Source organism: Pseudovibrio sp. W64, from assembly GCF_001623145.1.
Taxonomy (GTDB): Bacteria; Pseudomonadota; Alphaproteobacteria; order Rhizobiales; family Stappiaceae; genus Pseudovibrio.
Genome location: NZ_LMCI01000008.1, coordinates 1 through 26,529, shown reverse-complemented (window position 1 = coordinate 26,529; position 26,529 = coordinate 1). Strand labels below are relative to the sequence as shown.

Below are 26,529 nucleotides of genomic sequence, written 5' to 3'. Positions count from 1 at the left end.
GTTAGTTACCCTTGTACTGGATACACATGTAGGACTGACCGGATTTTAAGGTGATGAGTTTGCTGGTGTTCTCAATGATGTATGCCTTGCCGGACACGCGGGTATTGACCAGTTCATCAATCCCATCGACCACCACATACGCGGTCGGCAACTCCAGATCATTCCATTTGTCGCCGTAAAAAATGTAGGTGAAGTGATCATCACGCAGCACCAGTTCAGGCTTTAACGAGTTGTCAGATCCCCAAAGCTTGTATTCTCCCCAGCCGCGCAGTTTGGAGGGGTCGATGTTGGCGCGTTTGACATAATCGCCTGGCACCTTCTTCGTCTCGCCGCCCTTGGGAGTGTAAGCAGGCATATTCATCAAGGGCACTGGCGATCCCCCTGCTGCAACTTCGATCAAAGCCGATTGCACCAATCGGTGTTTTTCGATCTTGAATTGCAGATCCGGAATATGCTTTGAATTGACGGTTTCTGCACGCAGGTAAAAACTGAACACTCTGCCATCTTCAGCATAGACCTGCAGGGAGCTGTCAACGCCTGCTGCCAAAGGCTTGATGACCAACGTGGTGTCATTGCGCACTTTGGTGTCAAACAAGTTCACATCCGCCACATCCGCGTTTTTAATCTTAACGTCTTCAGGAAGCTGGATCACGGTGAGCATGAACTCGCGAAGACGGACCCGGTAAACGCAGGTTCCGCATTCAACCTGCGTGTGAACGCCGCCATCCTTGCCAGCCTTATCCCAGGCCTTCTGGATCTGGCCCAATGGCACGGTCGTGCGGTTCAGGGGACCAAACTGGCCGCGCCGCTGCGCAGCTGCTTGTTTGAGCGCATCCTGCGGCACACTGGCAGCAACATTTGACGCTACCTGCTGACCCTGCGCAACCCGCTGGTTTGGTGTTTGAGGACCGCGGTCCAATGAGGTCTGGGCAAGAGCGGTGTTTGAAACAAGTAATGTGACAAGAAAAAGAGAAATACGGGGGCTCATGTGGTCGGTCTTTCCTGAACAGCCAATTTTAAAATGCGAATGCCGAGGGGGTTCTCAAAGCGCTCCACGCTGGTGACTTCTTGCGGGCGTGTGGTCATTTCCACATAGGCGCGAAGTCTGGATTGCTCAGGCTTTGCCCTGCCGATCCTGTCTGTTTGAATGAAGTCAACGGCGTATTGGTAGATCCCGCCATAAGCATCGACCTGGTTGGCGCTTTCAACGGTGATTGAGCGGTTCAAACCATCTTCAATCGCTTCATCGATGCGGCCTTCGTTTTCTTTCAAGAACTGACGGTAAAAATCCTGATCGGAATACGTGGCGACTTCCTGAAACCGTGAGCCTTGAGAGATACCATCAACGGCGAGGATCTGCGCCACATAGCGACGAGCCATTTTCTCCAACATCAACTCAAAGCCATCGACCTCGACAGAGATCGGCTCGACCCGGTAAATCCGCTCATCTGCCGGATCGACACGTAGCAGCGCGATTTCCGTCGTCTTAAGAGGCAGGGCAACCGCAATGGCCTGCAAGGCCAACGCCAGACACACGCCCAAAACAACATTGAGACCGGCTGAGATCCTGAACAGCGTCACCATGCGCCGATGGGCGCTTTTATAGGCAAACGGATCTGCATCCAGCACCGCCTTGCGCTGTGCCTGGTCTTTATCAGGAACGCCCACATCAGGCGCGTTGTCCTGAACAGGGACCGCAAGTCCTTGATGCAGTGCCCCCTTAGGCTCGCTCTTTCCCTTGTCTTGCCGCCTTCTTTTAAACATGGGCCGCCTCCACCCACTCAAAGCTTTGCGGCTGGTAGTCCAGATCTACGCAGGCACAGGGCGAGGGACGCATTTCGTCCGTATCAACCGGGGCGTAGGGCATTTCTGCATTGGAGGCGCAGCCAGCCAGAAACAGAGCCAGAAACAGGCCAGGGGAAAGCGTGAAGAGGAACGGTTTGCTCATGATAATTACTTCTCTGATTTCAGGGCATCGGTTGCTTTGGAATTGGGATTGCCGCCAGATTGCAGGCTCATGTCAGCGGCTTTGTCACTGAGCGTGGCATTACTCACGCCAAGCGCTGCCTTACCAGCGCTCCAGCCGCCTTTGGCTCCAGCAGCAATGCCTTTGCCGTAAGCCCCGGCTGTTTGAGCTGCCCCGCTCATCATCGCACCCGGAGTGGCGGCATTGAGCGTCACTTGTGCCAGTGTGCCGGCCAGTGAGGTTGCTTCCTGCACCAGCGCCACACCCGACCACGCGGTCAGGATCACAAGGATGTAAGCCTTCCAGGCGGTATCATCTAAAACATCAGAGCTGATTTGCTCACCACCCGGCATAAGATTGCCGATGCCAGTAATAATCAGCTTGAACACCAGCGTGACTGCAACCAGCGTCAGGATTGAGGTCAAAAGAGTGGAGACCCCGGAGCCGATTTTCTCACGGCCAAAGGGAAATGCAGCCATGGAGATCACATAAGGAGCCAGCAGGCACACCATCATGATCCGGAACAGGCCAATTGCCACATGGACCACGAACACAATCATCATGATGATAAAGGGCAGCATCAGCGCGGCGACAAAGAGCACGATCCCGAACTTTTCTAACCACCCTGCCCCATTCATCATGGTTTTTGCCATTGCAAAGGGCTGGGTAAAGGCAGCTTCCAGCTCGGTGACAAGGCCGGTGATGGCATCCGCGCCACTGCCAGCCCCCATGAGCGCACCTGGGATACCGAACATTAAGGTCGTGGTCGCTTCATAGATCATTCCGGCAAGGCCGAATTTGAGGGCCGTGAGCACGCCAAAACCAAAGAACAAGAACACAAACTGGGAGGCGACCCAGGTTAAATCCGTGGTGGCTGTAGCCAGTTTAAATCCCTGCCAAACCGCCCATAAACATGCTAGACTGGCAAATATTACCAGCATCGGCTCATAGGCTATTTCCATGTATTTATTGACGAAAAATGACCCGCTCTCAACATACTGCTCAATCAAGGGGCAGCTGATACAACCGTTACTCATGACCATCTCCCTCGTCGGATTTATTGGTGCGGCCCAGGCTGCGCCCGACATCAATCATTTGAAGGGCTCCATTGTTCTCAAAGGCTATGGGGCCACCAATATTTTTGATGGGATAAAAGACACCAGATTCCTTGATCTGGCTTACGTCAAATGGGCCTGGAACAACCTGAAGAGCCCAACCGATGTTGCGGCCGAGCTTGCCAAATATGAACCTGACTACAAAGCCTTTGAACAGGCGGCGAAGGCCGAGTTCAAACCTCGCTGGAAGGTCAAATACATGAGTATTCCAGACAATCAGTGGACTAAGGCCGGACGAGAACTTCGGGCTCAGGTGGACCGGGAGGTGTTTTTGCAAAGCCCGGATCAGGACGCTATTGCCCGCTACCACGATCTGAGCCTGTTGGAACTTGCATGGGATGGAAAAATCTCCGGTAAAGCCCCGTGGCACCCTGAAGATTGGGAAGCCTTTGAGCGCTTTTACTGCGAAAAACACACCCGCGTTCTTGGCTTCGTCATGGACGGCTGCGCCATTCCCAACTGGCACAGGCCCGATCCGGGCGCGTGGAAAAAGGTTGGTTATGAGCGACTGAAACGCGAAGGCAGGCTTGAATTCCTGCAAAGCAACTGAGGAATGCGTCTGGGAGGTCATGAGGAACCTCCCTTTTTCTTCATGTCGTCCTTTGCCAGCTCGCTTTCCAGCGGAACGCCCTGAATAATGGACTGAGCCGCAGAGACTTTAAGAAGCTGGGCTAGCAGCTGATTGGTCTGGGACTGGCTTTGCAGCAGGGCGGAATTAACTTCAATCAGCACCTGCAGACGTTCATTGACCGTTTGTGCCTTTGCCCCCTCGCTTTTGAGCTCTTGCGCCGCCCCCAGAGTTTTAACCGCGTTTTCCTGCGCCATATCAGCCTGCGCCAGCCCTTTAAACGAGGCATCGGCCACCGTACTGAGGCGGGCCTTTTTAACACTGTTCTGGGCTTTTTCTTTTTCCGACCATGGTATGCTCTCTATGTCTTTGGGATCAGCCACCAGACCGTTTTGATAGGCATCAGAACGCGAGCACAGCGAGCCCATATCCATCTCGTCAAAGCTCACATCCGGCATCAGGCTTTCAAAGTCGGGAACCAGGCAGGAATTGTCAGACACGATCTGACCGGTAATGTCGCTGAAGTTGATGGAAGGGATCGAGATCGAGGAGACCTCTCCGATGCTTTTAAGCGTATTATCGATCCCTGCCCGCACATCCTTGACCACATCAAGCTGCTCTTTGAGCGTCTTGATCTGTTGTTTCATCTGCGCAATCTGATTTTTGGCCTCTGCCACAGCCTTCACGTCAAATACGGGCTGGGTCGCAAAACCTGGAGCGCTCATCAGGGCCAGTGACAGAGCAATGGCAAGCGCGGCAAAGATCAGTCTTTGTGTCGCTCTCATTGCCCCACCTCAACTGCTGGAACAGTCTCGGAAAGTTTAATGATACTTCCCGCGTCCACTCGCTGTGGTTCCATCACAGGTTCTAGCGGCACAGCGGCAGGCTGAGCGGCCAACGCCTCCCTTTTGAAGATCATCTCAGGCGCAGCCAACCGGTTTGCCTCTCGATCAATGATGACAGGAGGGTCTATAATGACAGGCTGCGCAGTCAAAGAGGTCGCAGACAAAGGCATAGGCGTCACAGATGCAACCAGATGAACAGCCCCCTCCAACCGGGACAGTCTATTTTCCATGTCGCTTTCATCGGACCCACTGAAGAGGAATGATCCCAGAGCAAAGCAGGTCAGGCAGGCCGCCATGACAGCACCCCACGAAGGCCGGTACTGATAAAGATCTTCGTCTACAAGATCTTCATCAGTAGATCCTTCCTCCTCAACGCCTTCCTCGTCTAAGCCGTTGTCGTCACAAAGGTTCTCACCCTCATAATAATCACCAAAAGAATAGTGATCGTCCAACCGATCAGCCTGATGGTCATAGGAGTGTTTTGAACCTGTCCCGTTAGATGCATTCATTTTACTTTGTTCCCGCCGCTTTGATGATTAAGTCCTGCATGTGCCGTTAGACATGAGCGAGCCATTGCTCGCCCCACACGTCCTGAATTTTGCGAAGTTCAGCCATTGGCCCGGTGCCTGAGCGATAAAACCGCAAGGCATCCCCAAGGCCGGACAGGTCCACATCAATGATGGTGCTCTCGTTGAAGCCGGAGGCCAGATCACGCTTGACCAGAAGAACCTGACGGCCGCCTGCCAGATCCACCTCACCGCGAATAAAGGCGATCTGATCATCGCTCAGATTGAACGGCTCAAGGGCTTTATCGCTGCCACCACAGCCAGCCATGAACATAAGGTTCGGGGCGTTGTTGACGATCTTGGCTGAGCCTTCAAACTCCACCAGCGCTTCCGGGTTCTGGAAGGCCAGCCCGACAACTCCGCCCAGTTTGCGGTACTCCATGAACATCTGCCCGACGAGATGACGGAAGCCTTCATTGCGCAAAAGGTTGGCCGCCTCATCGACAAAGATGGAAAAGCCTTTGTGGTTGACCTTGGCCGCTTCATAAATGGCGCTGGAAATATGCGTGACCAGCGCAGGACCAAGCAGCGGGTCTTTAAGCGGCTCGGTCATATCAATGCCGACCAGATGGCTTTGCTCCAAAAAGGTGCGGATGCTGTCATGGGGGGCGTTGAAGATATGGCTATAAGCCCCCTCTCCAAGCCGCTCATCCTTCACCCATCTGGTGAAAGCGCGCTTGATATCGGAGTTTGAGGGAAAAGCGGCTTTGAAAATACTGTCGAACGTGCGTTCACCCCGATCCATGACACTTGCAAAATCGAGCACGTCATTGATCTGGTCATCCATCTCCTGCACATACTGATCACCCAGCATGATCCGCATCATGGTCGCAGCCCGCTGGCGAGCGCTCTTATTGTCAAGATCACAATCAAGCGGGTTAAGGGAGAGCTGGTCAAAGGACTGGTACTGTCCGCCCATGACTTCGCTCATGAACCGCGCGCCCTCCAGACTGTCAAAGACATAGTTGCGCACGCCTGCAAACTTGGCGATCCCGCCAAGCAGATGCATGATCAAGGTGGATTTACCCGTGCCGGTCGGCGCAAAGATCAGGTAGTGCCCTGCAGCTTGAGGTTTGTCTGCAATATGGAACTGGAAGGAATAGTTCTGGCCTGTTGGCGTCTTGAACAGACGCAAAGGACGGTTCCCGAACGGGGAGGAGTACATGCCTTCAGGAGAATATTGCAGCGGCCAGAGCGCGGCCACGTTATAATCCATCAGTCGCAGTTTGCGCACCAGTTTGCCCCGTCCTGGCAGGCGGTTAAACCAGCAATTGGCAGCTGGGGCCGTCTCGATTGTATGTTTGACACGGCGGGTGTTCAAAATCGCCGAAATCTGATCGAGCACCTCATCCAGCTCTTCTTGTGTACGCGCTCTGACGGTGAACTGAAGCTGGGTCTGGAACATGGTGTTCGTGCTGTTGGTGAGCGCTTCAGTGGCGTGCGAGAGCTCTGTAACCATGGCCCCGGAGGTTAAGAAGCTGTTGAGCTGCTCTGCCTTCTTGCGGGTGTATTCTAAAATGGTCTTTTCTGAGCTGAGCGGTACACAGACCTGCATGACTTCCAGCTCTGCAGACAAGGCCAGCACCCTGGAGATCATCAGGCCCGAGACACTATCTGGATACTCACTCACGCCAATGGTTTTATGAATGTGTTTGAGCGGGGTTTGGGTGAGGATCGTCCCGTCTTTGTTGATGATGAGATCACAGGCGGGCAGGTTGGCGTTGATAGACCGGCTGACGCGCTTTGCATTGTCCGGCATATGTCCGCACACCAGATAGGTTAGGAACGCGGTTAATTCGCACGGCTCATCAAGGTCCTTTGCCGCCTCAACCGGCGTGACCTGGTAGTTCTCAAACCCGTTAAGAAGCGCCTTGCAATGCTTGTTCAAAGTTTCAAAGGTGGTTGCTTCCAGCAGGATATACCAGCTCATGGAGTAGGCATGTTTGTAAAGCTCCTGCTCTGCTTTGCCGATTTCAGCTAAGGCCGGAGAGGGCCAGTCCGCCTCAAAGGAAATGTCCTTGAGCCGTTTGACGGCCATCAGGCGAAACGCTGATCCGCTTGATCCAAGCTGGTGCAGGATGTTGCTGCGCTGGCGGGCAAGCGTTTCCTGCTGCGCAAAACTCATAGTGTCGTAGGAAACGCCTTTGAGCCGGAACACCCGGAACAAGGTTCCATCTTTAAGGGCAATGGTGGTGCGGTCTTCAAAAAGAACGTCAAAGTCCAGCTCATCTGCAAGCCAGTCCTGCTCAAAACTGCCCTGCCCATCCTGACGCAATACCTTATTGGCGAGCATGGCCGCGCCGCCTGCAAATCCCAAGGTCGCTGCTGTTGAAAGAAGGAGGCTCATTTTGTCTTGCCCTTTGTCGTTGTCTTTGAAGACCCGCCGACGATGAGGCTGCGGGCTTGATTGCCTTTGAAGAAGGTGTGAGGCAGCAACAGTGTTGCCTCACAATGTGCATCCTTGCGGCGCAAGGCGATGGTGAAGGCAAGGGCTGGGGGAATGGAGAAAATGCACAGAAACATGACGAGCGGCGGATCAATCACCAGGGTTAAGATTGCGCCCACAAAGAACACTCCACCCAACGCAAGAGCTGCAAACAATGGCGGCATGCCAAAGATGGTCGAGGGTGACTGAAGGTGCCGATAAACGCCGTTCTGCACTCGCATACCCGCCCCCTTAGGCTAGATTAACAAGGGCGCGGATAGCCGTTGGGGCGGCTACAATGATGATAGCTGCGATGACGTAGTTGACCAGTCTCTCCCAGCGCATGCTGCCAGACATGGCCGACCAAGCACCGAAGGCCACCACACCAAGGCCAACGACAACAGCACCGATCTGAACCATGCCGCTTTCAAGGAAGCCGAATGTTGTAACAACTGGGCTTGCCCAGTCCGCGCCGGCAAAGGCGATCGTCGGATTTAAAAGCAGAACAGCAAAGACAACGAGTTTGACCTCGCGGGTAAGAAGCGACTTTGAATTCTTAGATGAGTGCATGACAAACCTACTTCATGATCAGATAAAGGGCTCCAACTGACATCCAGTTCAGAGCGGTGAAAAAATACAGAGGCGATGAAAAGCGTTTGATTTTGGATGTGAGATCGCCAAGCTCGTTCGAGAATTGAGCCTGCTGCTTCAAAAGGCCCTCAATTGAGCTCGCCTCAACGTTCTGGCGGATTTGTCCGAGCGTGTCGCTAAGACGCGATAATTCGCTCTGCATCTGCTCAGAAAGGATCTTTGCGCTCTCTCCAACCAGTGCTTTGAGCTTGTCTCGTTCGCCGGATTGTCGGGTTTCAACCTCGGAAAGGAGCACGGACAAATCCGAGGTGAAGACCTCAAACAGCGAGTAGAGCATCCAGATCGGATCGTCCGATCCCATGGACTGACCACCATGTTTTTTGGCGATCAAAGCACGAACATCTTCAAGCGAGGAAATCTGAGCACCCTCCAGAGGGGTTGACACTTCCGATTCTATAAAGTCGAAATTTGCCTGATTTTGCTCCGAATCGGGTGTCATAGCCGCCATCACATCCTCACCCACGCTTACAAGGCCATGTTTTCGAGTTGCGTGGAGACGTCAGACCAGACCTTTTTGAGCCTTTGACGGGTCATAAGACCGAAATTTTCGTCCAAAATGGCCTCAGAGAAGGTCTTTCGGCGCTCAATCATGGCCTGAATGTCGTGGTTGAAGGAAGAGCCGGTGCGCTGCGCTAAAGTAGGCACAGCGTATATCCGGTCCTGATTTTCCTTAAACAACTTCAGCTCTTCAAATGGCTTACCGTTCTTCTCCGCCCGTCCAGAGTATTCGTTCTTCCAAAGCACAATTTTTTGCTTTGGGAATACTTCAAACAGTTTCTCAATGCAGGACAATGTGGCGTCGATTGCCCCTCCTCCGCTAACCACGGAATGGATGGCAATCTCGCATTCATGATCATGCAGGAGGTCCAGCACATCGTTCTCAGCCAGGTATTTGACCAGCGGTAAGAAGGTGGTTGCACCCGTATCAATGACGAAATGTGTCTCATCATCTGATTCGATTATGCCCTCAACAATGGCGTCAAAGCTGCGATGATCGATCTCTGCGTTATCCATCATCTTTATAAGGTTACAGTTGAGTGCCTTATAAGATGATAGAGTAGGGTTTACTGGATCGGTATCAATGGCAATAAGATTCCGTCCTTCTTGCCGAAAATACTCACAAAGCAGAAGAGAAATAAAACTCTTACCGGCTCCGCCTTTTCCTTGCATTACAAAGTTTACGTATCTCATGTTTGCTTAAACCTATCAGTCGTAATCTTTAATGGAATCGGCCATGGTGAACCGGTTTGTACCTTTAGGTTGAGATGGAAGGAGCGGATCCTGGGGTGTATTTGACCCGCTCCCTCCTGTTTTGGGTGGTGGTACAATGGCACTTCCTGGAGCCAATTCAGGCTTAAGGTTCAAAGCCTTAGCCGCATACTTATAAAAGGTTTTCTTTGCCATATCGATCTTCCCTTCATCACGAAGGGCCTCGAAGATCGTACGAGTAGACACACCTCTCCCGATCTCAGCCTCGACATGCGCACGCACAAGTTGAAATTGAGCTCGAGCATCTCCCCATGGAAGCGCCATTGTTTGACTACCCGCCTGTAAAACGGGTATCCCTGATGTTTAATGTTTGGATAAAGGAATAAGACGCATCTCTGCCCATCGCGTTTCGAGACGAAACACGCTAAGCCTCACATCCAATAGCGGATATGAGATGAGCTGCGACTGATTTTGAGTTGTGGGTTCTCCCTATGCGAGTGCCAAGATATGTTTGGTACTTGCAAGGCTCTGACGGTTAGTTTTTCCAGAACTTCATGACCGTCAGAGCCGCATGCCATTTTGCTATGGCAGCAAGTAGTGACGTGCATAACGCATCCTTACAACTTTATCTAGCCCTTTTTTGGTCACGATTTCCCAAAGTAAAGCCTTTGTTTTTACTTAAATTTTTACCCATAATATAAAACGGCAGAAATCTGAGGGTTTTGACTCAAAGTTGAGGGAATTCCTTCAGCGTGTTTTCCACAGATAAACTCAACCACAAGTTCCTTTAAATTTGCGCAGCAAAAAGCGTTGAGCACGACAGTGCGAATAAGCTCAATTGTACGGGTTGGGCTCAACTCGTGGAATTTCCGCTAACCGGCTCCGGTTAGCATATCTTGCCAACTTTCACTCGGGGGAACCTTAGAGAATGTTAGAGATATTTGGAGAAACTCGGAGAACCCACTTGCGAAACGGAGAAACTCGGAGAAACTTAGAGAATTCACCACGCAAACTAGGGGATTCTCAGCGAATGTCGGAGAAACTCAGAGAAACCATGAAAATTCCCTGATGATTGAATATAACTGCATAGTTATTCAGCTGATGCAGGGAATTTCTGTCAAGGCGACATGGAAATGAAAACGAAAAATCCGTTACAGCAGCAACAATCACCAGAGCGCGGAGCAAGTGCGAGCTTGCAAAGCTTGCGCGTGCTTCGCGCGACAAGGCGCTTTGTGATCTGTGAGTGCAACGAGCGATCGCAAAGCGCCGCACGCCCCGAGCTGACAAGGCGAGTGCGAGGCATCGTGTGCCCTGCAAGGGTGCCGATGCCGAGTGCTCGCCTTGTCAGACGGTTGGCAAGAAAAATGAGCGCAGCGCCAAAGCTGGAAGGAGGAGTGGGATCGGCAGATCCCGCGTAGCCTGGAAGGTTTGGAGCAAGCCCAAAATCACAGCCACTCTGCACGGCGATGCTATTTGATTTTTAGGGAGTTTCGGAGTAGTATACCGGAGTGGCAGGGAGAAAATCCCCCTGCCGTTTTCTGACTTACTTAAAAGAGACACGGAGACTCAGTAGCCAACTGTTCCGTGTCTTTTTTATTTTCAGCGTGACAGAAATTGGTAAAAACCACATCTGTTCACCCTCCGGTTTTAGGGCAAGGCTGTTGCCTCAGTCGGGAGAGCCTATCTTTCCCGATGCGCCGGTTGGCTCAGCGCCGCTGCTTTTGCCCCAAAACTCTCAACTGCTTGTAACAGATACACCCCTTGGTTGCTATGGGTGATCACTCAAGGGCTGAGTGATCCCGCGCTTTTTGTCTGTCTTCAGTACACGGCCCATTCAACGTCTTTGCATTCAATGTGCTCGTGTTTGTACCGCTGCCCCATACAGTCCATCGCCTGAAGGCTCCACGCCCCTTCCTTCGCAAGGCGGGTGGAAAGCTCCTTTATCACCTGCGAAAACTCTTCAGCTTGAATGAAGACAAGATTGCCAGCGTATCCGGTTGAGGCAATCTCTTCACATACCGGACTGATGAGGCAGGCAAATTCTCCCATGCCCGGATCAATGTCGAACTCATGGAAATAATCGTGCTCGTTGCCTTCAGCTTCACACCGGTGCTTGTAGGTGTTGTCGTTCCAGTCCCGTGCACTTACGGACCATGAGTAATCGCAGTGGTAACGCTCAGAGAGGATCGCAATCACCTCTTCAAAGGTGTCCGCCTCGATGATCTCCTGATAGTCAATATCAGCTTCCGCGTTCCATCCCTCACAACAATGCGTTCCGCTGATGGTGCAGGCAAACTCACCCTGTGACAGGTCCGCTTCCAGCCGTTGGAACACCTCGAACTCATCATCCAAATCATCTTCCTGCTGCGCCTCATCATCCAACATCTGAAAGTACAACTCTGCTTCAGGGTCATGCTGGCGATTTTTGAACTCCAGCTCTTCGCGCTGGTGATCGGCGGAGCTGACAAACAAGTCAGAGAGGAACTCTTTCAGGGTCGTCAGGCTTGGAAGATACAACATGATTTGTCTCCGTCTTGGTGTGGTCCGTTTCTATTTTCCTTGCCAAGCAAACGGGTGAGCGGGAGCTAGTGAGGAGAGAGGCTGTCCACATTCTCCCGCAGCCCATAAGGCGAGGAAGATTGTGGGCAGGCGAGTGACGATCTAGCTTTCGTGAGGGCGCAAGCCCTAACATCTGCCCCTCAGGTCAAAACGACAGAAAAGAATGAACAGACGTGCGGCTTGCTGGAGGCTGGCATGTGGCCCGTGCGCGGGGCGCTTGCCAGCCTCCAGCCCATTTTAAGAACATGTGTGGTCTGGTTTGCAAGCGCGAGCTGGGCTCGGCAGAGCCCGGTGAGCGTTTGTGAGCCAGATCGCCCCGCATCAAGACAAACTATATTTAACCTGCCCTGACCTTCAAACAGAGGAAGGGCGCGGAACCCGCCCCCTTCTCTTCCATTCCCTCCTGCTGGCCCTCCCTGTGGCCCTCACTGTGGCCTTGCCTCTTATGCGGCGAGCTGCTGAATTTCTTCCTCCAAGATATCCGGTGCCTGATACTGGGTCTTCAGGCATTCAGGAACCCAGTTTGCAATCCGCTCCTTGCCCTCACTGGAAAGACCATTGCGATCCGCCTCATTGTTAAACAGCCCATGAAGGCAGGATACTTTGTCGCCTTTCTTCATATTAGCGAACTCTGGTCCTACTGGCTTGCCGTCAATGTAGCTCTTGACCGCATCCAACTGGCCGGACTTAAGCCGCTTTAAAAACTTATTGTTCGGCGTCCATGTCTTGCGGGCATCAAGACTGACGGTGTCAGCCACCAGTTCAACAAACGGCACGTGCCCGCTGACAAGGGCGATACGAGCCGCAAAGGACCGCGCAACGGCCTGCGTGAGAAGGGTTGATTTTTCCTGCTCGCTCTTCAGGCGGAAGGCCGCAAACTGTACTGCAACATCTTCACCATAAAGAGAGGTCTCATTCGCAAGGGTCAGTTCTTCAGGTAGGTTCTGGCCGTGACCTTCAGCCTCATTGCGCCATGTCCCAGACTGGATTTTACAAGGCAGGTCGCCCTCATAGCTCTTGGTGATCATGGAAAAGATCGCGATATCCTTTGCAAGTTCTGCCTCATTCAAAAGAGCGGCCTGCAGGGCACCTGTGCGGATGGCGCTCAAATCGTCCATCAAGGCTTGGGAGTACTCTTTGCTTTCTGGCTCCTGAGACGTGCCTGCGATGATTTGAGAGCCCTTCAGCACACCAGCGGCAATCGCTGCATCCTGATCTTCTGCCGCAACATAGCCTTTCTCTGCTCTCAAGTCCCCATGATAGCCGATGCCAACAAAGACCCCTGCAACGCTCTTTTGAGCTGGGAGGAACTGCAGCTCACTCAGTGCTTCCAGTTCTTCCAACTCTTCCGGTGTGGCCCGCTCTTCATACTCCGCTTCGATAAGAGCCTCTCTGCGCTCTTCCTGCTCCTCGCTTAAGCGCACATCTTCAGCATAAAGCCGCTTGAGGCCCCGCAGTTCTGTATGCTCTGGCAGTTCGATACTGGCTGTTGCCCACTTCCAGCCCTGTGCCAGAAGCTTCTGGCGGGCTTCTTCAAGCTTAGCGGTGGCAAGCTGTTCTAAAAGGTTGCTGTCCAGATAATAAACCTCTTCCCCAAACAGGTCTTCGCGGATCGCTCCCCCTGCAGCTTCATAAGCCTCACGGCCAACAAACACCGCTCGGCGGTCGTTGCCCTCTCCAACCTCATCCATCAGACTGCGCTTGATGGTGTGCGGCTGATCTCCGCCCCATCGCTCATTCAAGCGGCCAAAGATCTCTGCTTGCTTTTCCTGATCATTGGAAACCGTATAAGCTGCCGCGATATCAAGCGTGATCTGTCCAGCTGCCAGCGCGTCAAGGATGCACTGCGCCAGTCCTGCAAGGCGCAAACGTCCTTTGACGTGGCGCACGGTCTGGGCAAACGCGATTGCGATACTATCAGGTGTGTGACCTGCTTGCGCCATGGTGCGGTATGCTTTGATCTCTTGCGCCGGATTGAGGTCTTTCCGGGCGGTGTTCTCGGCATTGGCCCACTGAAGCGCCTGCTGCTGCGTGGCCGCGATGCGCACGGCAACGCTGTAGTTTGGAAGGATATCCTTGCTCTCTTGCAGGACTTGCAACGCACGAAGGCGGCGACCACCAGCAACGATGCCGATGCTGTCCCCTTCAGCAAAGCCCACAAGGTTCTGAATCAGGCCACAAGCCTTGATAGACTGAGCCAGCATTTCAATCTCGCTGGGATCAACGCTCTGGCGAGGGTTCAGTGCTGACAAGGTGAGCTTTGAAACTGGTACGTTGGAAAACAGTTTGCCGTTGGTGGTCTTGGTCATGATGTTGTCTCCGCATCGATAAGGTCCGTTTTTCATTTTCCTCGTCAACAAAACGGGTGAGCGGGAGCTAGTGAGGAGAGAGGCTGTCCATGATCTCCCGCAGCCCTGGGGGCGAGGAAAGATTGTGGTCAGGGGAGCGACGATCTAGATTTCGTGAGGGCGAGAGCCCTGCTGCAGCGCCTCAGGTCAAAACGACAGAAATGAATGATCAGAAGTGCGGCTTGTTGGAAGCTGGCATGTGGGGGGTGCGGCCACCGCTTGCCTGCTTCCAGCCCTTCAGCAGACATGAGTGAGCGGGATTGTGAGGGCACTGTGGGATCAGCCGATCCCGCTGTGCGCTTGCAAGCCAGATCGCCCCGCTCTCAGATCACCGGAGCCGAACAGCTAACCAGAACGAAAAAAGGGAGCTTGCGCTCCCCTCCTCTGCCGCGTTCCTCACACCTACTCGGGATCGTCATGAGAGTAGGCATACAAGCTCTCATCAATCGGCCCATCACAATCAAAGAGAATGTGGGAGCAGTCCTGCGCCCATGCAGCCGTGAGGCAGCTAAGCAAATCAATGGGAAGCTTCTCGCCGCTGTAGTCGTAATCCTTACTGGCAGAGACAAACAAACCGTTCATGAGGTTGCCACCATAGAGCGGGAAGGTCTCAGGCGTCTTCTCGCTAAGCATTGCAAGCGTTTTGGGTGATAGATGAGCGGTCGATAGATCGAGAACAGATAAGACATTCGAAGTCCGGCTCACAGGTTGTTCCTGCCGCTGACCTGGTGCCTTATCAATTTCACAGACAATCGCACTTGGATCTTCAAGATAGTGATGAGTGGCTTCCATGTGCTGATCCATCATCTCAAGCATCAAAGATGGAAGCTCTCTGCCAAAATCACAGCCTTGAGGGCTGTCGTCCGGGTGAAACATCAAGTCTGCTTTATGCAGTTCAATCAGAAAGGTGATTGCGGTTAAAGAGCAGGTCGGCTTTGTGAAGTTGTACATGAAGTGTCTCTGGATCTGTGCGTTAGAAAAGGCTTGGTTGCTGGTAGCCGGTCGGGCTTAGTTCAACTTGCTGGCGATGGGCTGCGGCCTTACTGGAGAGCTTGTGTGTTGGGATGTGAGCAAGACTGGCCGTTGTCTGCTGCCACTCGGCAAGCCCTGCCTTGCTCATATGGCGCAAAATCGCCTGCTTTAGCTCAGAATCGGTTTCACTGAGGCGCATGAGAGCTGCAACGACAAAAGCTCCATCATACATTTCAAAGCAATTATCAAAGGCGCGGCTGTCTTCTCCAAGGCAGAACCCTTCCCGCGCATAATTCACCCGCTGCTTAAAGGTCGTGTTTTGCGGGTTGGTCAGACGCTTCCAAGCCCTGGCACAGTAATAATCTCCCATATCATCAGCCTTCCGCTCATTGGCTGGCACATGAAACGCCTTGCATCCCTCGCAATACCAGTTTGGTGCATCTTGCTTCGTTTTCATATTCTCAGATCTCCTGTTCAAACTTGCCCCGTGTCCCCCTCAAAAGAGGGAGAGTTGGGTGGTTGGGGCTACGTTGGAGAGTGCGGCAAGAGGAGGAAGGCAAACTGGTTCCACGGGCACAACAGGAGGTGCTGGAACTGGTGTGGCAGTGAGCTGGACTTCCTCTACCGGACACGGTGAAAAGTCGATCAGGGCCACCTCACACAGCGGGGAAACATCTTTCCAGCTTTTGCGGTAGACGGCGGTATCAATCCCCACGCCGGCCGTCATTTCAAAACCCTGTTTAGCTGCAAACTTGCCGCCTGCGCTGGTTGGCGTCAGGCAATGGCACTGCACACCAGAATAAGCAAAGCTGGCGGAGTTCTGAGGAATGATAAATGTTCCCTCATCTGCAAGTTTTGAGGCAATATCTATGACATGGTGCTCAAACAACCCGCCTTTATAGCTTGGGCCATTGCCTGAGCGCGGCACCTTGCCAAAGGGCGGATTGCTGATCGCCTGATCAAACCGGCCAAGGTTGAGCTCTTCCCACTCAAACACATCAGCACAAATCCAGGTCGCTTCTGGAAGCAGTTTCTTTCCAACGGCCACATAAGCGGGGTTGCGTTCAAGGCACACGATTTCCGGCGCTCTGCCGTTGCGCTCCTTTAAGCGGTGGTAGACTGCAAAAGACAGCATTCCAATGCCGGCACAAAGATCAATGATCCGGTGGCCGCCACAGTCAAATGAGAAATCAAAAGCCAGATCCCAAGGGGTGAAAAACGCGCCACGGGAACCGTTTTCAAACTCAGCGCCTTCATGCCAGTTTTGAAAAACAAAATCCTTGTCGTTCTCGGTGAGCACGTCTTTGTTAAGGAGTTCCACTGCTTGTGCGTGGCGCTTTGCTTCTGCTTTGGTGAGTTTAGCCATTGTTCTTGCTCCCTGTGAGGTCCGTTTCATTTCCCTTGTCTTTAAAACGGGTGTGCGGGAGCTGGTGAGAAGAGAGGCTGTCCATGATCTCCCGGAGCCGCCAGGTGAGGAAGATTGTGGTCAGGGGAGCGACGAACTAGCTTTCGTGAGGGCGTGAGCCCTTGCAACTACCCCTCAGGTCAAAACGACAGAAAAGAAAGAAGAAAGTGCAACCCAGCACGAAGGACAGTCACCGTATGGCAGAGACAGACTGCCTAAGGCACTTAGCAAGGCTTGGCGCTGAGGTGGCTCTGGAAGAGACAACGCGGCTCCTTTGCCGCGCTTAGTGGTGTGGTGGTTTGGCTCTGTAAGCGCCGAGAGGCGCGTTGATTGGCCTGACCCGTCAGGGGCGTGTCCAATTACCAATCAAACCAAAGCGATAGTGCCAACTATGACACTAAGGCCATAGAAACTTAAACAACCCCAGACTTTCGGGCGTTTCCATCATGGGTTGATATGATCTGAATAGCGGGCTTAATTTTGCTCCCTCTTCCCAAACATAATTTCCCGCAACTCATCACGGGGGATATTGGCGAAGGCATCGAGTTTCGATGTCTTCGGCTCTAACAAACTGTAAATCGCGGCACGTGAAACGCTGAAGGTTGCCGCTATCTGTGAGATGGTCTTGCCTGAAGCCTTCATTTCAACAGCTTCAAGCTGCTGCTCTTCGTTCAGCTTAGACGGTCGCCCCTGCTTCCTCTTCGCCTTCTCAATCGCCAATGCCCGCCGCTCATCATCCAGCCCGCGAGCGAAGCCAACAAACGCCGCCATAACCTGAAACACACCTGGGTTTTCCAGTGTGTTTAGTCCCTCACGAAGCACCACCACATCAATGCCTAGCACTTGACATTTAGCGAAGAATTCAGCTAAATCCCGTTGATATTCCGCGATACGATCCAAAGAGCAAAATACCAACACATCACCCGCAACAGCCTCTTGCATCAGCCCAACAAGCTCAGGCTTCAGGAAGGAGCGCCGCGAAATTCCCTCATCAACGTGGAAGGTTTCGCAGTTTGCGGCTCGCAACTCTTCCATCTGGTCATCTCTGGTGTGTTCGGTTTTGTCGGTTCTTATATAGCCACGTATCATTTCGAATACCCATGTGTAGGAAAAAATCAATTTCAATTGTTTTACTACATCTCATCAGTGCGTATTAAAAGATTGCAATTACATATTTTCCGACATCATCCATTTTAAACGCCCGAGTACGTTTGCGGCACGATAGCGCAAAAAGAGGTATGGTCTGTGAGTAATAGAGCCTCATTCTGAAATGACGCCCAATGATCCGAGTTGCCTGTCAACGCGGTTCGATTTCATAATTGAAGTCTGGACTTTGCTGACGTTCGCTGCGGCGTAGAGAACTGGAAGTGAGTATGGCTACGTCAGGATGCGTCGGGCCAAGAGTTGCCATTCGAGCAGTTCAACCTTAGATTGAGATAACTCGTTTAGATAGGGCCACGAACGTCTTGAAGAGTGCTCCATGGTTGTTTCTTGATCATTGGAGCCTAATATAACAGAAGTTCGTTGCCTCCATAACAGTCACCCATCAGCTTGCCAGTCTTCGCAGGTGCAGCATATCGTACCAGCATTAAGTTATCGTTGATGTTACGAAAGCTCTTCCAGAATTGGTACAGTATGCATGTGCGCCTCTATTGCCAATCTTACATTTTTACTCATTGGCATGTTCACGGCTTCTCGCTCCCAATGCTCCCGAAAGAGCTGAACCGTCTCCTTTGCAGCATCAATTGCCATTTTTGGTGGGATTGCGGCCTTGACCGCAAGGTGTGTCAACTCGTCGACCGTAAAGGCTGAGAACACCTTGGCACGACTTATTTTCATATTGGTTGCGTCTCCCGGAATATAGGGCACAGTCGCAACAAAGTCATAGGCGGGTGCCAGCGAGACGTTTCGCCTGTTGGGATAAATCAACGACCAATTCTTCATATGCATGTCGGCGTTGCCGATCAGCATATTGAAGGTCAGGCGTCGTATATATTCCATGATGTCGTTATCATTACCTTCGGCTGCGATCACCTGTGCGATATTTCGGAAGCTGCCACTGCCGTATTTGTCATCGGGGTATAGCCCATAGACTTGCGCGAAGTCTTCAATATGCACACGCGACCCATCAGAGAGACGATCAAAGCGTTCGATTACAAAGGCACGGCCTCCGATCTTATCGATGCCTTCAGGAAGGTTTTTAATTGCATCGATGCTAACCAGGTCAATTGCGGGCACATTCAGGCCTATTAGGCTTGCGAGCTTCATCATCGAAAACTCGTTCTCAGGTACACCATTGTATTCGCGCGATGGCAACTTGACGATCCAAGAACCGCCAACGCCAGAGGCGGGTATAGTAAGCCCTCCACTTGCTTCCATCACGGCTGAGAACTTCAGTTGAACGCCAGCCAGAGAGAAGCGTAGCGCGTTCTCACGCTGATGATCACCATGATTATCATCACCACCACCCGCATGGGGCGGCCCAGCTTCGCTATCAGCGGGGGTGATGGTGATTGCACCTGGTAAATCATGACCTAGCGCCCAGAGTAGATAATATTCACGTTCTGGGTTCACGCCTGCCTGCTCTGCTAAATACTTCCGCAAGTGTCCTTCCGGCAGAAGGTTTGAGAAGTAGGGCATAACGCGCTTCTGGTAAGGGCGAAAATCCGTAAGGATCTCACCGTATTCATCTTTGAAGGAGAGTCCTAGTGTCGATCGGTCTTTATCTGCGATATATTCTTCCGTAAAGGCAAAGATGGTGCGATCTCCGCCAAGGTTAGTTAACGTACCGATCAGTTTGTCATAGAGTTTCACGTTCAAAACTGAGGCATTACTCATCTTCGTCTCCATCAAGACGGTAGGCGGGACGCGGCTGACGTATCTGATTACCGTCAGCTGCACCATGAGCGAGCATGTTACGTAATTTGTTTATCTGCAGTAATGCTTCTTGAAGAGCTGAGGTGCTGCCCAACGTCTCAATCACTTTGAGGTTCTCTCTGACACTACGCAGTACATCGGTGCCCTGGATAAGGTTTGCGAACTGCCGCAGCTCTCGAAACTGACGTTGCAGATCCTCGAAGGCCGAACTATCAATCTTGAGTGTCTTAATGTGCTCGATCTCCTTGGCGATCTGCATAATTTCTTTGCGCACTTCAGGCTTGGCTTGCGGCGCGTTGTTAACGCTGCGAGTAATTGTTCTGACAGCTGGGGCTACCTTGCGCGGAATGAGTGCGAGTTCCAGATCGAGGGCGTTGGCTATAGCTGTAAGGCTGGAAAGCGTTAGATTCACTACACCACTCTCGATCTTCGAGATGTGTGACTGCGGCACGCCTGCAAGCGCGCTAAGCGCACGTTGACTAAGGCCCTTCCTCTCGCGTGCAGCCTTCAGGTTAGCCGCTAGTTTTTCAATTTCATAATTCATCTGATACATTCCTATATATCAAATAACTCTCTTGATATATAGGAATGTATCAGATCGGAAAATATTTTTCAACTTCTGATCTAATAAAGTATATCTATAAGTAATTTCGATATACTTTATTAGATCAATATCCTGTAGAAATCCAGTGTTTCTGCCGATAGATCACTCATTCACTCATTCAGCAGCAGTTCTGCTAAATCGTCCAGTTTGAGCTTAGTCGCCTTCCAGTTCGGATCGTATCGATCCAGCAACGCATAGAATGCAGGGCTGTGATTGTGCTCTTTGTGGTGACACAACTCATGCAAGAGCACATAGTCGATACAGTCCCTAGGGGCCTTCACGAGAAAAGGATTTAGCTGAACGGTGCCGTCACTTGAACATCCTCCCCAACGCTTCTCTGTCTCCATGAAATAAAACTGCGGACGCTGGTTAACCCAAGGCAGGCGCTCTCCAAGGACTTCTAGCCTTTTACCAAGATAAGTCTGCGCACGGACCTTGTACCACCCCCGAAGGCGTCCTCTGATCACCTGAGGATCAACACTCTCTGATCTTACTTCAATGCACCCACCAAGCAATTTCACGCATCGATCAGCCCTCGGAACTTCAAGTACTTTAAGCTTGTATCTGCGCCCCAGATAGAACGCAGTCTCTCCACTGACATACTTACGCTCCAGAACATGCTCATGGCGTCGCTGAGAGTCTTTTACATGTTCGAAGATCCAACGCCCCCGCCGACTCACGGCAGCCTCTATGGACTCCTGAGAGGCTTCGGCAGGCGCTTCCACAATCACCCGTCCGTCTGGTTCTACATGGATTGTCAGTTTTCGCTTCTTCCCCTTAGTGGGTTGCACCACGTAGGGTATACGCTCCGTTCCATAGACCAAGACATACTGGAAAGCATCAGAAGTCATCACGGTTCACGCCCTTACGGGTCTTATCCAGAATCTGATCAATCAGCTTGTTTGCCGTTTCCAGACCACCATACTGCTTAAAGAAATGTGGCAGGAGCTTCTGCTTAATCTGCTGGTAGATTGCCTCATGAGACAATGTATTTGCGGCAACAGCCTCATTCACGATTGTATCGATATGGAGGGCTTCATTTACAAAGTGAATGTCGCCATGGTCATCTAATCCCTTGTCCGCTACAGCAAGTTTGAAGATACCGAAATAAGCTCGTTGATGCTTATTGCCGCTGATAACCTCAGGAATGTCAGGAGCAGCACCCTGGTTGATTGTATCCTGTAGATCTTTGAAGAGATCATACTGCAGATATGGGTGGTCGAAGTTTGCTTCCGCGTCTTCGATAGCCTTACGCAACAGTTCGGAGAAGACAGCCTGAGCATAGGGATCATCGTCAAGATCCTCTTCGATGGTCTTGCGAACCCTGCTGGCGATCGTATCGGCCTCGTTCTTTGCCTTTTCGTCGCTCCAGTCCTTCGGGTCGTCGCCATCCTCTGGAAGTTCGCCCATCTTATTGACGTCGAGAATACCTTTTGGGTCGTGCACTTTGACGCCAGTGACTTCCCGATCCACCAGATCCCGAATTTGCTTCTCATAAGCTGAATAGTCCACGGTCTCCTGAGCATCCAGTCGCGCTTGCGCACGGATCTCAGTGAAGAACTTCAGGTCTTTCTTGTAATTGTTGATTGTAGCATCTGGAAATGCAGGATCTTTGAAGAATGAAGAGGTTGAAAGGGCAACCTTCAAGCACATCCCGAAACTGGTGAGGGCCTCATAGAAGTCTTCGCGAACTTTCTGGGATTGATCGTAAGAGACACCAGCCTCATCCGTCACCATACGCGGAACAAGCACCTGACGGAAGGCTTCGCGGTCCTGCTTGTTTTTCACGCCAGAGAAGATTGCACGGAGCTTTTTGTGCAGGTCTGGCAAACGCTTGTACTCTCCATCAACACGGGAGTATGTTCCTTCCAGATCTTCAGGATCATATCCTTGTACGGTCTTGGCCGGCATTGCCAAATTGTTTTCTTTTGGTTACCCAACTCCAATGAAGGTTCCGAGTTCCTTTTCCCGCCTGAAAGACTTCCGTTTTCCTCGTGAGGTCATCGCCTATGCCGTATGGGCGTACCATCGTTTTGCAATGAGCACAGCTGACGTTGAAGACCTTCTCGCCGAACGCGGTGTCGTTGTCAGTCCGGAAACTGTGCGATTGTGGGTCAACCGCTTTGGCCGCCATTTCGCCGACTGTGTTCGCACAGACCGTCCGAAACCAAACAACATGTGGCACATGGATGAATGTGTGATCACCATCGGTGGAGTGAAATATTGGCTCTCGCGCGCGATCGACGCCGATGGCGACGTCCTTGACATTCTGGTTCAACCGTGCTGCAACGCCAAGGCAGCCAAGCGATTCTTCCGTAAGCTGGTCAAGCAATTTGGCAAACCACGGGTCGTGGTGACTGACAAGCTACGCAGTTACATCCAGCCGATCCGCTCGCTGGTTCCGGATGCCGATCATCGGGCCCACAAGGGATTGAACAATCGGATAGAAAACTCGCATCGTCCAACCCGAAGGCGGGAGAAGATCATGGGCCGGTTCAAGTCGCCTCAACAGGCACAGAGGTTTCTGTCAGCCCACGACCAAATCAACACCATCTTCCGTCCTCGCCGGTACAAACTTTCCAATCAATCTTACCGCCATGCAAGGTCTGATGCATTCGCCCTTTGGGCTGACTACACAGCTGAAATAGCTGCCTAAAGTCGGCTCAAATTGCCCCTTAGCAACTCATCCAAAACAATTTGGCAATACCGCAACTGCACAGAATATCGTCAGCAGTTTAACATTGACCTTCATTAGATCAGATTTTTTCATGTGTGACCTCAATGAAATGCATCTTGTTAATATTATGAGGAAGAAAGATATTTCTCGCAACACCAACCCAACTGATGGGCTTGCAGCGAGGATCGCTAGATATGTCAGCAACACACCGTCAAAGCGAATTTGAATTTGTGGCACTTGTCGCTCTGACCACATCGCTTGGCGCGCTGTCGATTGATGCAGTTCTACCTGCCTTGCCCGATATCGGCGAGAGTTTTGGAATGGCGGATGGAAACGCGTTGCAACAGATCGTCGGCGTTCTGTTTCTGGGGATGACCATCGCGCAACTGGCCTATGGCCCCTTGTCGGATCGCTACGGACGCAGGCCCGTGCTATTCATCGGCATGGCTATTTTCGTGCTAAGCAGCCTAGCATGCATTCTGGCGGACAATCTGGCCATGATGCTGGTGGGGCGGTTCTTTCAGGGCGTTGGGGCCGCCGCGCTGCGGATCGCACCAATGTCAATCATCCGCGACCGTTATGAAGGGGCAGCAATGGCGCGTATCATGTCCCTGACCATGGCGGTGTTCATCATTGTGCCTTGTGTCGCCCCGATGATTGGGCAGGGATTGCTCACGATGGCAGGATGGCAGGCGATCTTCTGGTTCATGGTGGGAATAACATTGGCTTCGAGCGTCTGGGTTTGGCTTCGCCAACCTGAATCGCTTCCGGTCGAGCGCCGCAGTGCAGGCGGCCTCGCCCCGATCCGCGACGGGCTGCTCGCAACGCTGTCGAACAGAACCACCCGCACTTACACAATAGCAAGCGGGCTGATCATGGGGGCCTTCATGGCCTATGTTATGTCAGCTGAACAGATCTATCGAGATGTCTTTGACGCGGGCGATCTGTTTTCGATCTACTTTGCGATCGGCGCAGGATTTATTGGTATTGCCAGCCTTGCAAACGCTCGTCTTGTTGAAAGCTACAGCCCAGAACGCGTGTGCAGGATGGCCCTTTATGGAATGATCCTGTCCAGCGGGTTGGCATGTGCCATCTCACTGATTGCTTCTCTGCCGCTCTTTGCGTTCCTTGTCTTGATCTCGGTTGTTTTCTTTTGCTTCGGTTTAACGATGGGCAACATGAATGCCATTGCACTTCAACCGCTTGGGCATGTCGCTGGATTGGCGAACTCTGCCTTCAGTTTTTTGTCTGGCTGCATTGCAATGATCATTGGGTCCGCAATCGGTGCTGTCTTTAACGTGACCGTAACCCCTCTGCTTTTCGGGATATTCGCAACCAGCCTGCTCTCGCTGCTCCTTCTGACATTTTCAGATCGCATACCCGCCCAGATGAGCGCAAAGCCGACAGTCTTAAAAGGAATCCAAAATGACACTTGATTTCACACCCTATCGTGCAGCGAGTGGAATGGTGCCTCGCATGATCAAATGCATGTATCGCCAGCAGTCTCGCACAATTGCTTGTCCCGACTTGCCCCGCTTGGATGGAAAGACCGTTCTTGTCACAGGAGGCGCGTCGGGTGTGGGAGAGTTCGTATCACGAGGCGCATTGGCGCGGGGAGCCAAGGTGATCTCTATGTCGCGCGGCGTCTCTGAAAGCAAAGGCGCATTGGACAACGTGCTGCAGATCAAATGTGACCTGGCTGATCTTACATCCGTCAGAGACGCCGTTGATCAGTTGAACGGTCAGAAGATTGACATTCTGTTTTGCAATGCGGGCGTTGTCATGAAGGACCGCAAGACGACCGCTGACGGTGTCGAGATGACCTATGCGATCAACGTCCTTGGGCATCACCTGCTGTATCGGCTGCTGACAAAGCTCGGCCTATTCGGCGACTCCCCCCGGATCGTGATGACCTCTGGTGATGCATATGTTGCCGCCAAAGAATGCGTGCCGAACCCGGGAAAATTCAGCATGAACACTGTCTATGGCGGCAGCAAATTGGGCAACTTGTGGCAGGCATTCGAGCTGACCCGGCACTACCCCGAAATCCATGCGGCGGCTGTACATCCCGGTGGAATCATGAGCGGGTTGGGCGACATGAACCCCAAGGGGATTGCACTTTGGCTCCTCAAGAAAGTCGCCATCAATGAAGAACAAGGGGCGCAGGCGTCTCTCATTGCGGCAACGCAAGATCTTCCAACCGGTGCCTACTGGCACAACGTGTGCGGGATCATGGAGCTCCCCAAAGGGGATGCCGGCCTAGACAGCCAGAAAGCGGCTGACTTGTGGGACCAGCTAGAAGCCTTCTGCGCTGACTACCTGGCCTAAAAGGCCCCAAGCTGCAAAAGTGGCCAGGGCATTATCAACCAAAGACAGCTATTTCGCTATATTAGGCTATTTATGCTATCCTGTGTCAATCGTGAGATGAGAGGTATGCATGTCAGAAACATTGTCTTTAGTTCTGGAGTCCATTCGTACTTTAGATGATATGGTTCTGGCTTTTCAGAGCGAGGACAAATGCCGTCAGCTTGTTGAGAGCATGGTATGGCCTAAAGGGCGGATTTGCCCTGCATGTGGCTATAAGCATTCGATCTCACTTGCTGATCGAGATAGTGGCCGAGGACGATTACGACCAGGCTTGTATCAGTGCTCAAACAGTCATTGTCGCTTCCAGTTTACAGTCACCATGCGCACGCCGTTGCATGCTACCAAGCTCCCGTTGCAGATCTGGTTGAAAGCAATGTGACTCATTTTACAGTCTGATAAGGGCCTGTCTTCCGTACGGCTGGCAGAAGCTTTAGGTGTTAGTCAGCCAACAGCCTGGCGTATGGGGCACGCTATTCGTTTGCTGACCGCGCAGGAGCATTTGCTGGATGGCACTGTCGAAACAGATCACTTTTATCTAGGTGGCAACCCTCCGAAAAAGCGGAATGTACCGCCTCCTGGACGTGGAAGAAAAGAGAAGAAGAAAACCGCTAAAACACCAATTCTTTCAATGGTTCAGAGGCCACAGTCAACAGAAGTTGGTAGCCCTGTAGGTCATGCCCGCGCAAGTGTCGTTGCTGATCTTTCAGCCGTGGAGGCAAGTCGTGTCTTTGGCCAGGAACTGGACCTGCAAGCGAACTTGATGAGCGATGACTGGACAGCCTTTGCAGCCCTTGGTCACAACTTCAGCGACCATCAAACAGTAAATCACTCAAAGGATGAATATGTTCGCGGAGCGGTACATATAAACTCCAGTGAGGGTTTTAGCTCCAGAGATCAGACGAACCGTATCCGGTGTTTTTCATCATATCAGCACGGCCCATGCTGATCTTTACATGCATGAAATTGGCTTCCGTTGGTCACAACGTGTTGTAAAGGGGCAGGCTGTCAGGCAAAGCCGCAATGGCAAGAAAAAACTTAGAACCATATGGTCACGTGCTCCTCCTGCCCTGCAAATCGCAAAACTGCTGCGCAATGCTGTTGGGCGTCAAATGCGATGGACCCAGCAAGGTGGTATTTCCGTCAGATCCGAGATAGCTGTCTTTGGTTGATAATGGCCAGTGGGCGTTACGAAGAACAACAAGGGAACATTGAAATACATTCACCCACGTTTAGTGATTTTGAACTGGTAAGATGCGGACTTTGCTGACGTCCGCTGCGGCGTAGAGAACTGGAAATGAACATGGCTACGTCAAGATGCGTCGGGCCATGAGCGGACCTTCGACGACTTCTATCAAGGGTTGCGCGAGTCTTTGCA

26 protein-coding genes and 1 pseudogene are annotated in these 26,529 nt (G+C 52.1%); 5 read left to right on the top strand and 22 right to left on the bottom strand.

What is annotated here, in order from left to right; genetic code table 11:
• Position 1: 1 nt before the first annotated feature.
• Genes PsW64_RS04530 through PsW64_RS04515 form a run of 4 tightly spaced genes read right to left on the bottom strand, consistent with a single transcriptional unit; the run spans position 2 to position 3,003 of the window.
• Complete coding sequence (locus tag PsW64_RS04530) at positions 2-988, bottom strand: TrbG/VirB9 family P-type conjugative transfer protein (protein ID WP_063302841.1); 987 nt, start codon at positions 986-988, stop codon at positions 2-4.
• Positions 985-1,764, bottom strand: coding sequence for a VirB8/TrbF family protein (locus tag PsW64_RS04525; RefSeq protein WP_063302840.1), 780 nt, complete (start codon positions 1,762-1,764; stop codon positions 985-987). The genes PsW64_RS04530 and PsW64_RS04525 overlap by 4 nt, the downstream gene beginning before the upstream one ends.
• A complete protein-coding gene (locus tag PsW64_RS04520) occupies positions 1,757-1,948 on the bottom strand; it encodes a hypothetical protein (protein ID WP_063302839.1) in 192 nt (63 codons plus the stop codon). The genes PsW64_RS04525 and PsW64_RS04520 overlap by 8 nt, the downstream gene beginning before the upstream one ends.
• Positions 1,949-1,953: 5 nt before the next feature.
• Positions 1,954-3,003 carry a hypothetical protein gene (locus PsW64_RS04515; protein ID WP_063302838.1) on the bottom strand — a complete coding sequence of 350 codons (1,050 nt, stop codon included), beginning with the start codon at positions 3,001-3,003 and terminating at the stop codon, positions 1,954-1,956.
• On the opposite strand from PsW64_RS04515, the gene PsW64_RS04510 reads away from it, so the two are divergent.
• Positions 3,002-3,631, top strand: coding sequence for a hypothetical protein (locus PsW64_RS04510; protein WP_063302837.1), 630 nt, complete (start codon positions 3,002-3,004; stop codon positions 3,629-3,631). The genes PsW64_RS04515 and PsW64_RS04510 overlap by 2 nt on opposite strands.
• Before the next feature lie 17 nt (positions 3,632-3,648).
• On the opposite strand, the gene PsW64_RS04505 is transcribed toward PsW64_RS04510, so the two are convergent.
• From PsW64_RS04505 to PsW64_RS04410, 18 genes are all read right to left on the bottom strand, one after another.
• Positions 3,649-4,434 carry a hypothetical protein gene (locus PsW64_RS04505; RefSeq protein ID WP_063302836.1) on the bottom strand — a complete coding sequence of 262 codons (786 nt, stop codon included), beginning with the start codon at positions 4,432-4,434 and terminating at the stop codon, positions 3,649-3,651.
• Positions 4,431-5,003, bottom strand: coding sequence for a hypothetical protein (locus PsW64_RS04500; RefSeq protein ID WP_063302835.1), 573 nt, complete (start codon positions 5,001-5,003; stop codon positions 4,431-4,433). Before PsW64_RS04500 ends, PsW64_RS04505 begins: the two co-directional genes overlap by 4 nt.
• Positions 5,004-5,049: 46 nt before the next feature.
• The gene (locus PsW64_RS04495) at positions 5,050-7,407 is read right to left on the bottom strand and encodes a VirB4 family type IV secretion system protein (protein ID WP_063302834.1); all 2,358 of its coding nucleotides are present in this window, start codon (positions 7,405-7,407) and stop codon (positions 5,050-5,052) included.
• Positions 7,404-7,727: a hypothetical protein gene (locus PsW64_RS04490; protein WP_063302833.1), complete on the bottom strand. Its 324-nt coding sequence runs from the start codon at positions 7,725-7,727 to the stop codon at positions 7,404-7,406. Before PsW64_RS04490 ends, PsW64_RS04495 begins: the two co-directional genes overlap by 4 nt.
• Positions 7,728-7,737: 10 nt before the next feature.
• On the bottom strand, positions 7,738-8,055 hold the full coding sequence (locus tag PsW64_RS04485) for a TrbC/VirB2 family protein (protein ID WP_063302832.1): 318 nt from the start codon (positions 8,053-8,055) through the stop codon (positions 7,738-7,740).
• A gap of 7 nt (positions 8,056-8,062) precedes the next feature.
• Positions 8,063-8,521, bottom strand: coding sequence for a hypothetical protein (locus PsW64_RS04480; RefSeq protein ID WP_153042339.1), 459 nt, complete (start codon positions 8,519-8,521; stop codon positions 8,063-8,065).
• 80 nt (positions 8,522-8,601) lie between these two features.
• Positions 8,602-9,306 carry a nucleotide-binding protein gene (locus PsW64_RS04475; protein ID WP_063291653.1) on the bottom strand — a complete coding sequence of 235 codons (705 nt, stop codon included), beginning with the start codon at positions 9,304-9,306 and terminating at the stop codon, positions 8,602-8,604.
• 36 nt (positions 9,307-9,342) lie between these two features.
• A complete protein-coding gene (locus PsW64_RS28320; RefSeq protein ID WP_063302830.1) occupies positions 9,343-9,669 on the bottom strand; it encodes a TraK family protein in 327 nt (108 codons plus the stop codon).
• A 1,494-nt stretch (positions 9,670-11,163) separates the two neighbouring features.
• The gene (locus tag PsW64_RS04460) at positions 11,164-11,865 is read right to left on the bottom strand and encodes a hypothetical protein (RefSeq protein WP_063302828.1); all 702 of its coding nucleotides are present in this window, start codon (positions 11,863-11,865) and stop codon (positions 11,164-11,166) included.
• Positions 11,866-12,347: 482 nt separating this feature from the next.
• The gene (locus PsW64_RS04455) at positions 12,348-14,213 is read right to left on the bottom strand and encodes a ParB/RepB/Spo0J family partition protein (RefSeq protein ID WP_063302827.1); all 1,866 of its coding nucleotides are present in this window, start codon (positions 14,211-14,213) and stop codon (positions 12,348-12,350) included.
• 441 nt (positions 14,214-14,654) lie between these two features.
• Entirely contained in the window at positions 14,655-15,203 is a 549-nt protein-coding gene (locus PsW64_RS04445; protein ID WP_063302825.1) for a DUF5983 family protein, read from the bottom strand.
• A 22-nt stretch (positions 15,204-15,225) separates the two neighbouring features.
• Positions 15,226-15,681 (bottom strand): hypothetical protein, encoded by a 456-nt coding sequence (locus PsW64_RS04440; RefSeq protein ID WP_063302824.1) that lies wholly within the window; start codon positions 15,679-15,681, stop codon positions 15,226-15,228.
• Between the two features lie 39 nt (positions 15,682-15,720).
• A complete protein-coding gene (locus PsW64_RS04435; RefSeq protein WP_193757747.1) occupies positions 15,721-16,590 on the bottom strand; it encodes a methyltransferase in 870 nt (289 codons plus the stop codon).
• Between the two features lie 513 nt (positions 16,591-17,103).
• On the bottom strand, positions 17,104-17,718 hold the full coding sequence (locus PsW64_RS04430; RefSeq protein ID WP_063302823.1) for a recombinase family protein: 615 nt from the start codon (positions 17,716-17,718) through the stop codon (positions 17,104-17,106).
• A gap of 516 nt (positions 17,719-18,234) precedes the next feature.
• Positions 18,235-19,467: a type II toxin-antitoxin system HipA family toxin gene (locus PsW64_RS04425; protein WP_063302822.1), complete on the bottom strand. Its 1,233-nt coding sequence runs from the start codon at positions 19,465-19,467 to the stop codon at positions 18,235-18,237.
• Positions 19,460-20,050: a helix-turn-helix domain-containing protein gene (locus tag PsW64_RS04420; RefSeq protein ID WP_082826971.1), complete on the bottom strand. Its 591-nt coding sequence runs from the start codon at positions 20,048-20,050 to the stop codon at positions 19,460-19,462. Before PsW64_RS04420 ends, PsW64_RS04425 begins: the two co-directional genes overlap by 8 nt.
• A 170-nt stretch (positions 20,051-20,220) precedes the next feature.
• Positions 20,221-20,961: a M48 family metallopeptidase gene (locus PsW64_RS04415; RefSeq protein ID WP_063302821.1), complete on the bottom strand. Its 741-nt coding sequence runs from the start codon at positions 20,959-20,961 to the stop codon at positions 20,221-20,223.
• Positions 20,951-22,021, bottom strand: a complete 1,071-nt coding sequence (locus tag PsW64_RS04410; RefSeq protein WP_063302820.1) for a hypothetical protein — start codon at positions 22,019-22,021, stop codon at positions 20,951-20,953. The genes PsW64_RS04415 and PsW64_RS04410 overlap by 11 nt, the downstream gene beginning before the upstream one ends.
• Before the next feature lie 34 nt (positions 22,022-22,055).
• Between PsW64_RS04410 and PsW64_RS04405 the strand changes: the two genes are divergently transcribed.
• The 4 genes and pseudogenes from PsW64_RS04405 (at position 22,056) to PsW64_RS28405 (ending at position 26,323) form a co-directional block, all read left to right on the top strand.
• On the top strand, positions 22,056-22,766 hold the full coding sequence (locus tag PsW64_RS04405; RefSeq protein ID WP_063302819.1) for an IS6 family transposase: 711 nt from the start codon (positions 22,056-22,058) through the stop codon (positions 22,764-22,766).
• Positions 22,767-22,981: 215 nt separating this feature from the next.
• Positions 22,982-24,223: a multidrug effflux MFS transporter gene (locus PsW64_RS04400; protein ID WP_193757746.1), complete on the top strand. Its 1,242-nt coding sequence runs from the start codon at positions 22,982-22,984 to the stop codon at positions 24,221-24,223.
• A complete protein-coding gene (locus tag PsW64_RS04395) occupies positions 24,213-25,115 on the top strand; it encodes an SDR family NAD(P)-dependent oxidoreductase (protein WP_063302817.1) in 903 nt (300 codons plus the stop codon). Before PsW64_RS04400 ends, PsW64_RS04395 begins: the two co-directional genes overlap by 11 nt.
• Positions 25,116-25,224: 109 nt before the next feature.
• Positions 25,225-26,323: pseudogene (locus PsW64_RS28405) on the top strand (IS1595 family transposase).
• Positions 26,324-26,529 lie beyond the last annotated feature (206 nt).

What these genes read in the sequence shown, in the direction of transcription:
- PsW64_RS04430 (WP_063302823.1), bottom strand. Translation starts at nt 17,718, where the DNA reads ATGATACGTGGCTATATAAGAACCGACAAAACCGAACACACCAGAGAT.
- PsW64_RS04400 (WP_193757746.1), top strand. Translation starts at nt 22,982, where the DNA reads ATGTCAGCAACACACCGTCAAAGCGAATTTGAATTTGTGGCACTTGTC.
- PsW64_RS04525 (WP_063302840.1), bottom strand. Translation starts at nt 1,764, where the DNA reads ATGTTTAAAAGAAGGCGGCAAGACAAGGGAAAGAGCGAGCCTAAGGGG.
- PsW64_RS04420 (WP_082826971.1), bottom strand. Translation starts at nt 20,050, where the DNA reads ATGAATTATGAAATTGAAAAACTAGCGGCTAACCTGAAGGCTGCACGC.
- PsW64_RS04395 (WP_063302817.1), top strand. Translation starts at nt 24,213, where the DNA reads ATGACACTTGATTTCACACCCTATCGTGCAGCGAGTGGAATGGTGCCT.
- PsW64_RS04435 (WP_193757747.1), bottom strand. Translation starts at nt 16,590, where the DNA reads ATGGCTAAACTCACCAAAGCAGAAGCAAAGCGCCACGCACAAGCAGTG.
- PsW64_RS04505 (WP_063302836.1), bottom strand. Translation starts at nt 4,434, where the DNA reads ATGAGAGCGACACAAAGACTGATCTTTGCCGCGCTTGCCATTGCTCTG.
- PsW64_RS04520 (WP_063302839.1), bottom strand. Translation starts at nt 1,948, where the DNA reads ATGAGCAAACCGTTCCTCTTCACGCTTTCCCCTGGCCTGTTTCTGGCT.
- PsW64_RS04440 (WP_063302824.1), bottom strand. Translation starts at nt 15,681, where the DNA reads ATGAAAACGAAGCAAGATGCACCAAACTGGTATTGCGAGGGATGCAAG.
- PsW64_RS04500 (WP_063302835.1), bottom strand. Translation starts at nt 5,003, where the DNA reads ATGAATGCATCTAACGGGACAGGTTCAAAACACTCCTATGACCATCAG.
- PsW64_RS28320 (WP_063302830.1), bottom strand. Translation starts at nt 9,669, where the DNA reads ATGGCGCTTCCATGGGGAGATGCTCGAGCTCAATTTCAACTTGTGCGT.
- PsW64_RS04510 (WP_063302837.1), top strand. Translation starts at nt 3,002, where the DNA reads ATGACCATCTCCCTCGTCGGATTTATTGGTGCGGCCCAGGCTGCGCCC.
- PsW64_RS04475 (WP_063291653.1), bottom strand. Translation starts at nt 9,306, where the DNA reads ATGCAAGGAAAAGGCGGAGCCGGTAAGAGTTTTATTTCTCTTCTGCTT.
- PsW64_RS04460 (WP_063302828.1), bottom strand. Translation starts at nt 11,865, where the DNA reads ATGTTGTATCTTCCAAGCCTGACGACCCTGAAAGAGTTCCTCTCTGAC.
- PsW64_RS04485 (WP_063302832.1), bottom strand. Translation starts at nt 8,055, where the DNA reads ATGCACTCATCTAAGAATTCAAAGTCGCTTCTTACCCGCGAGGTCAAA.
- PsW64_RS04515 (WP_063302838.1), bottom strand. Translation starts at nt 3,003, where the DNA reads ATGAGTAACGGTTGTATCAGCTGCCCCTTGATTGAGCAGTATGTTGAG.
- PsW64_RS04405 (WP_063302819.1), top strand. Translation starts at nt 22,056, where the DNA reads ATGAAGGTTCCGAGTTCCTTTTCCCGCCTGAAAGACTTCCGTTTTCCT.
- PsW64_RS04490 (WP_063302833.1), bottom strand. Translation starts at nt 7,727, where the DNA reads ATGCGAGTGCAGAACGGCGTTTATCGGCACCTTCAGTCACCCTCGACC.
- PsW64_RS04415 (WP_063302821.1), bottom strand. Translation starts at nt 20,961, where the DNA reads ATGACTTCTGATGCTTTCCAGTATGTCTTGGTCTATGGAACGGAGCGT.
- PsW64_RS04445 (WP_063302825.1), bottom strand. Translation starts at nt 15,203, where the DNA reads ATGTACAACTTCACAAAGCCGACCTGCTCTTTAACCGCAATCACCTTT.
- PsW64_RS04530 (WP_063302841.1), bottom strand. Translation starts at nt 988, where the DNA reads ATGAGCCCCCGTATTTCTCTTTTTCTTGTCACATTACTTGTTTCAAAC.
- PsW64_RS04425 (WP_063302822.1), bottom strand. Translation starts at nt 19,467, where the DNA reads ATGAGTAATGCCTCAGTTTTGAACGTGAAACTCTATGACAAACTGATC.
- PsW64_RS04495 (WP_063302834.1), bottom strand. Translation starts at nt 7,407, where the DNA reads ATGAGCCTCCTTCTTTCAACAGCAGCGACCTTGGGATTTGCAGGCGGC.
- PsW64_RS04410 (WP_063302820.1), bottom strand. Translation starts at nt 22,021, where the DNA reads ATGCCGGCCAAGACCGTACAAGGATATGATCCTGAAGATCTGGAAGGA.
- PsW64_RS04455 (WP_063302827.1), bottom strand. Translation starts at nt 14,213, where the DNA reads ATGACCAAGACCACCAACGGCAAACTGTTTTCCAACGTACCAGTTTCA.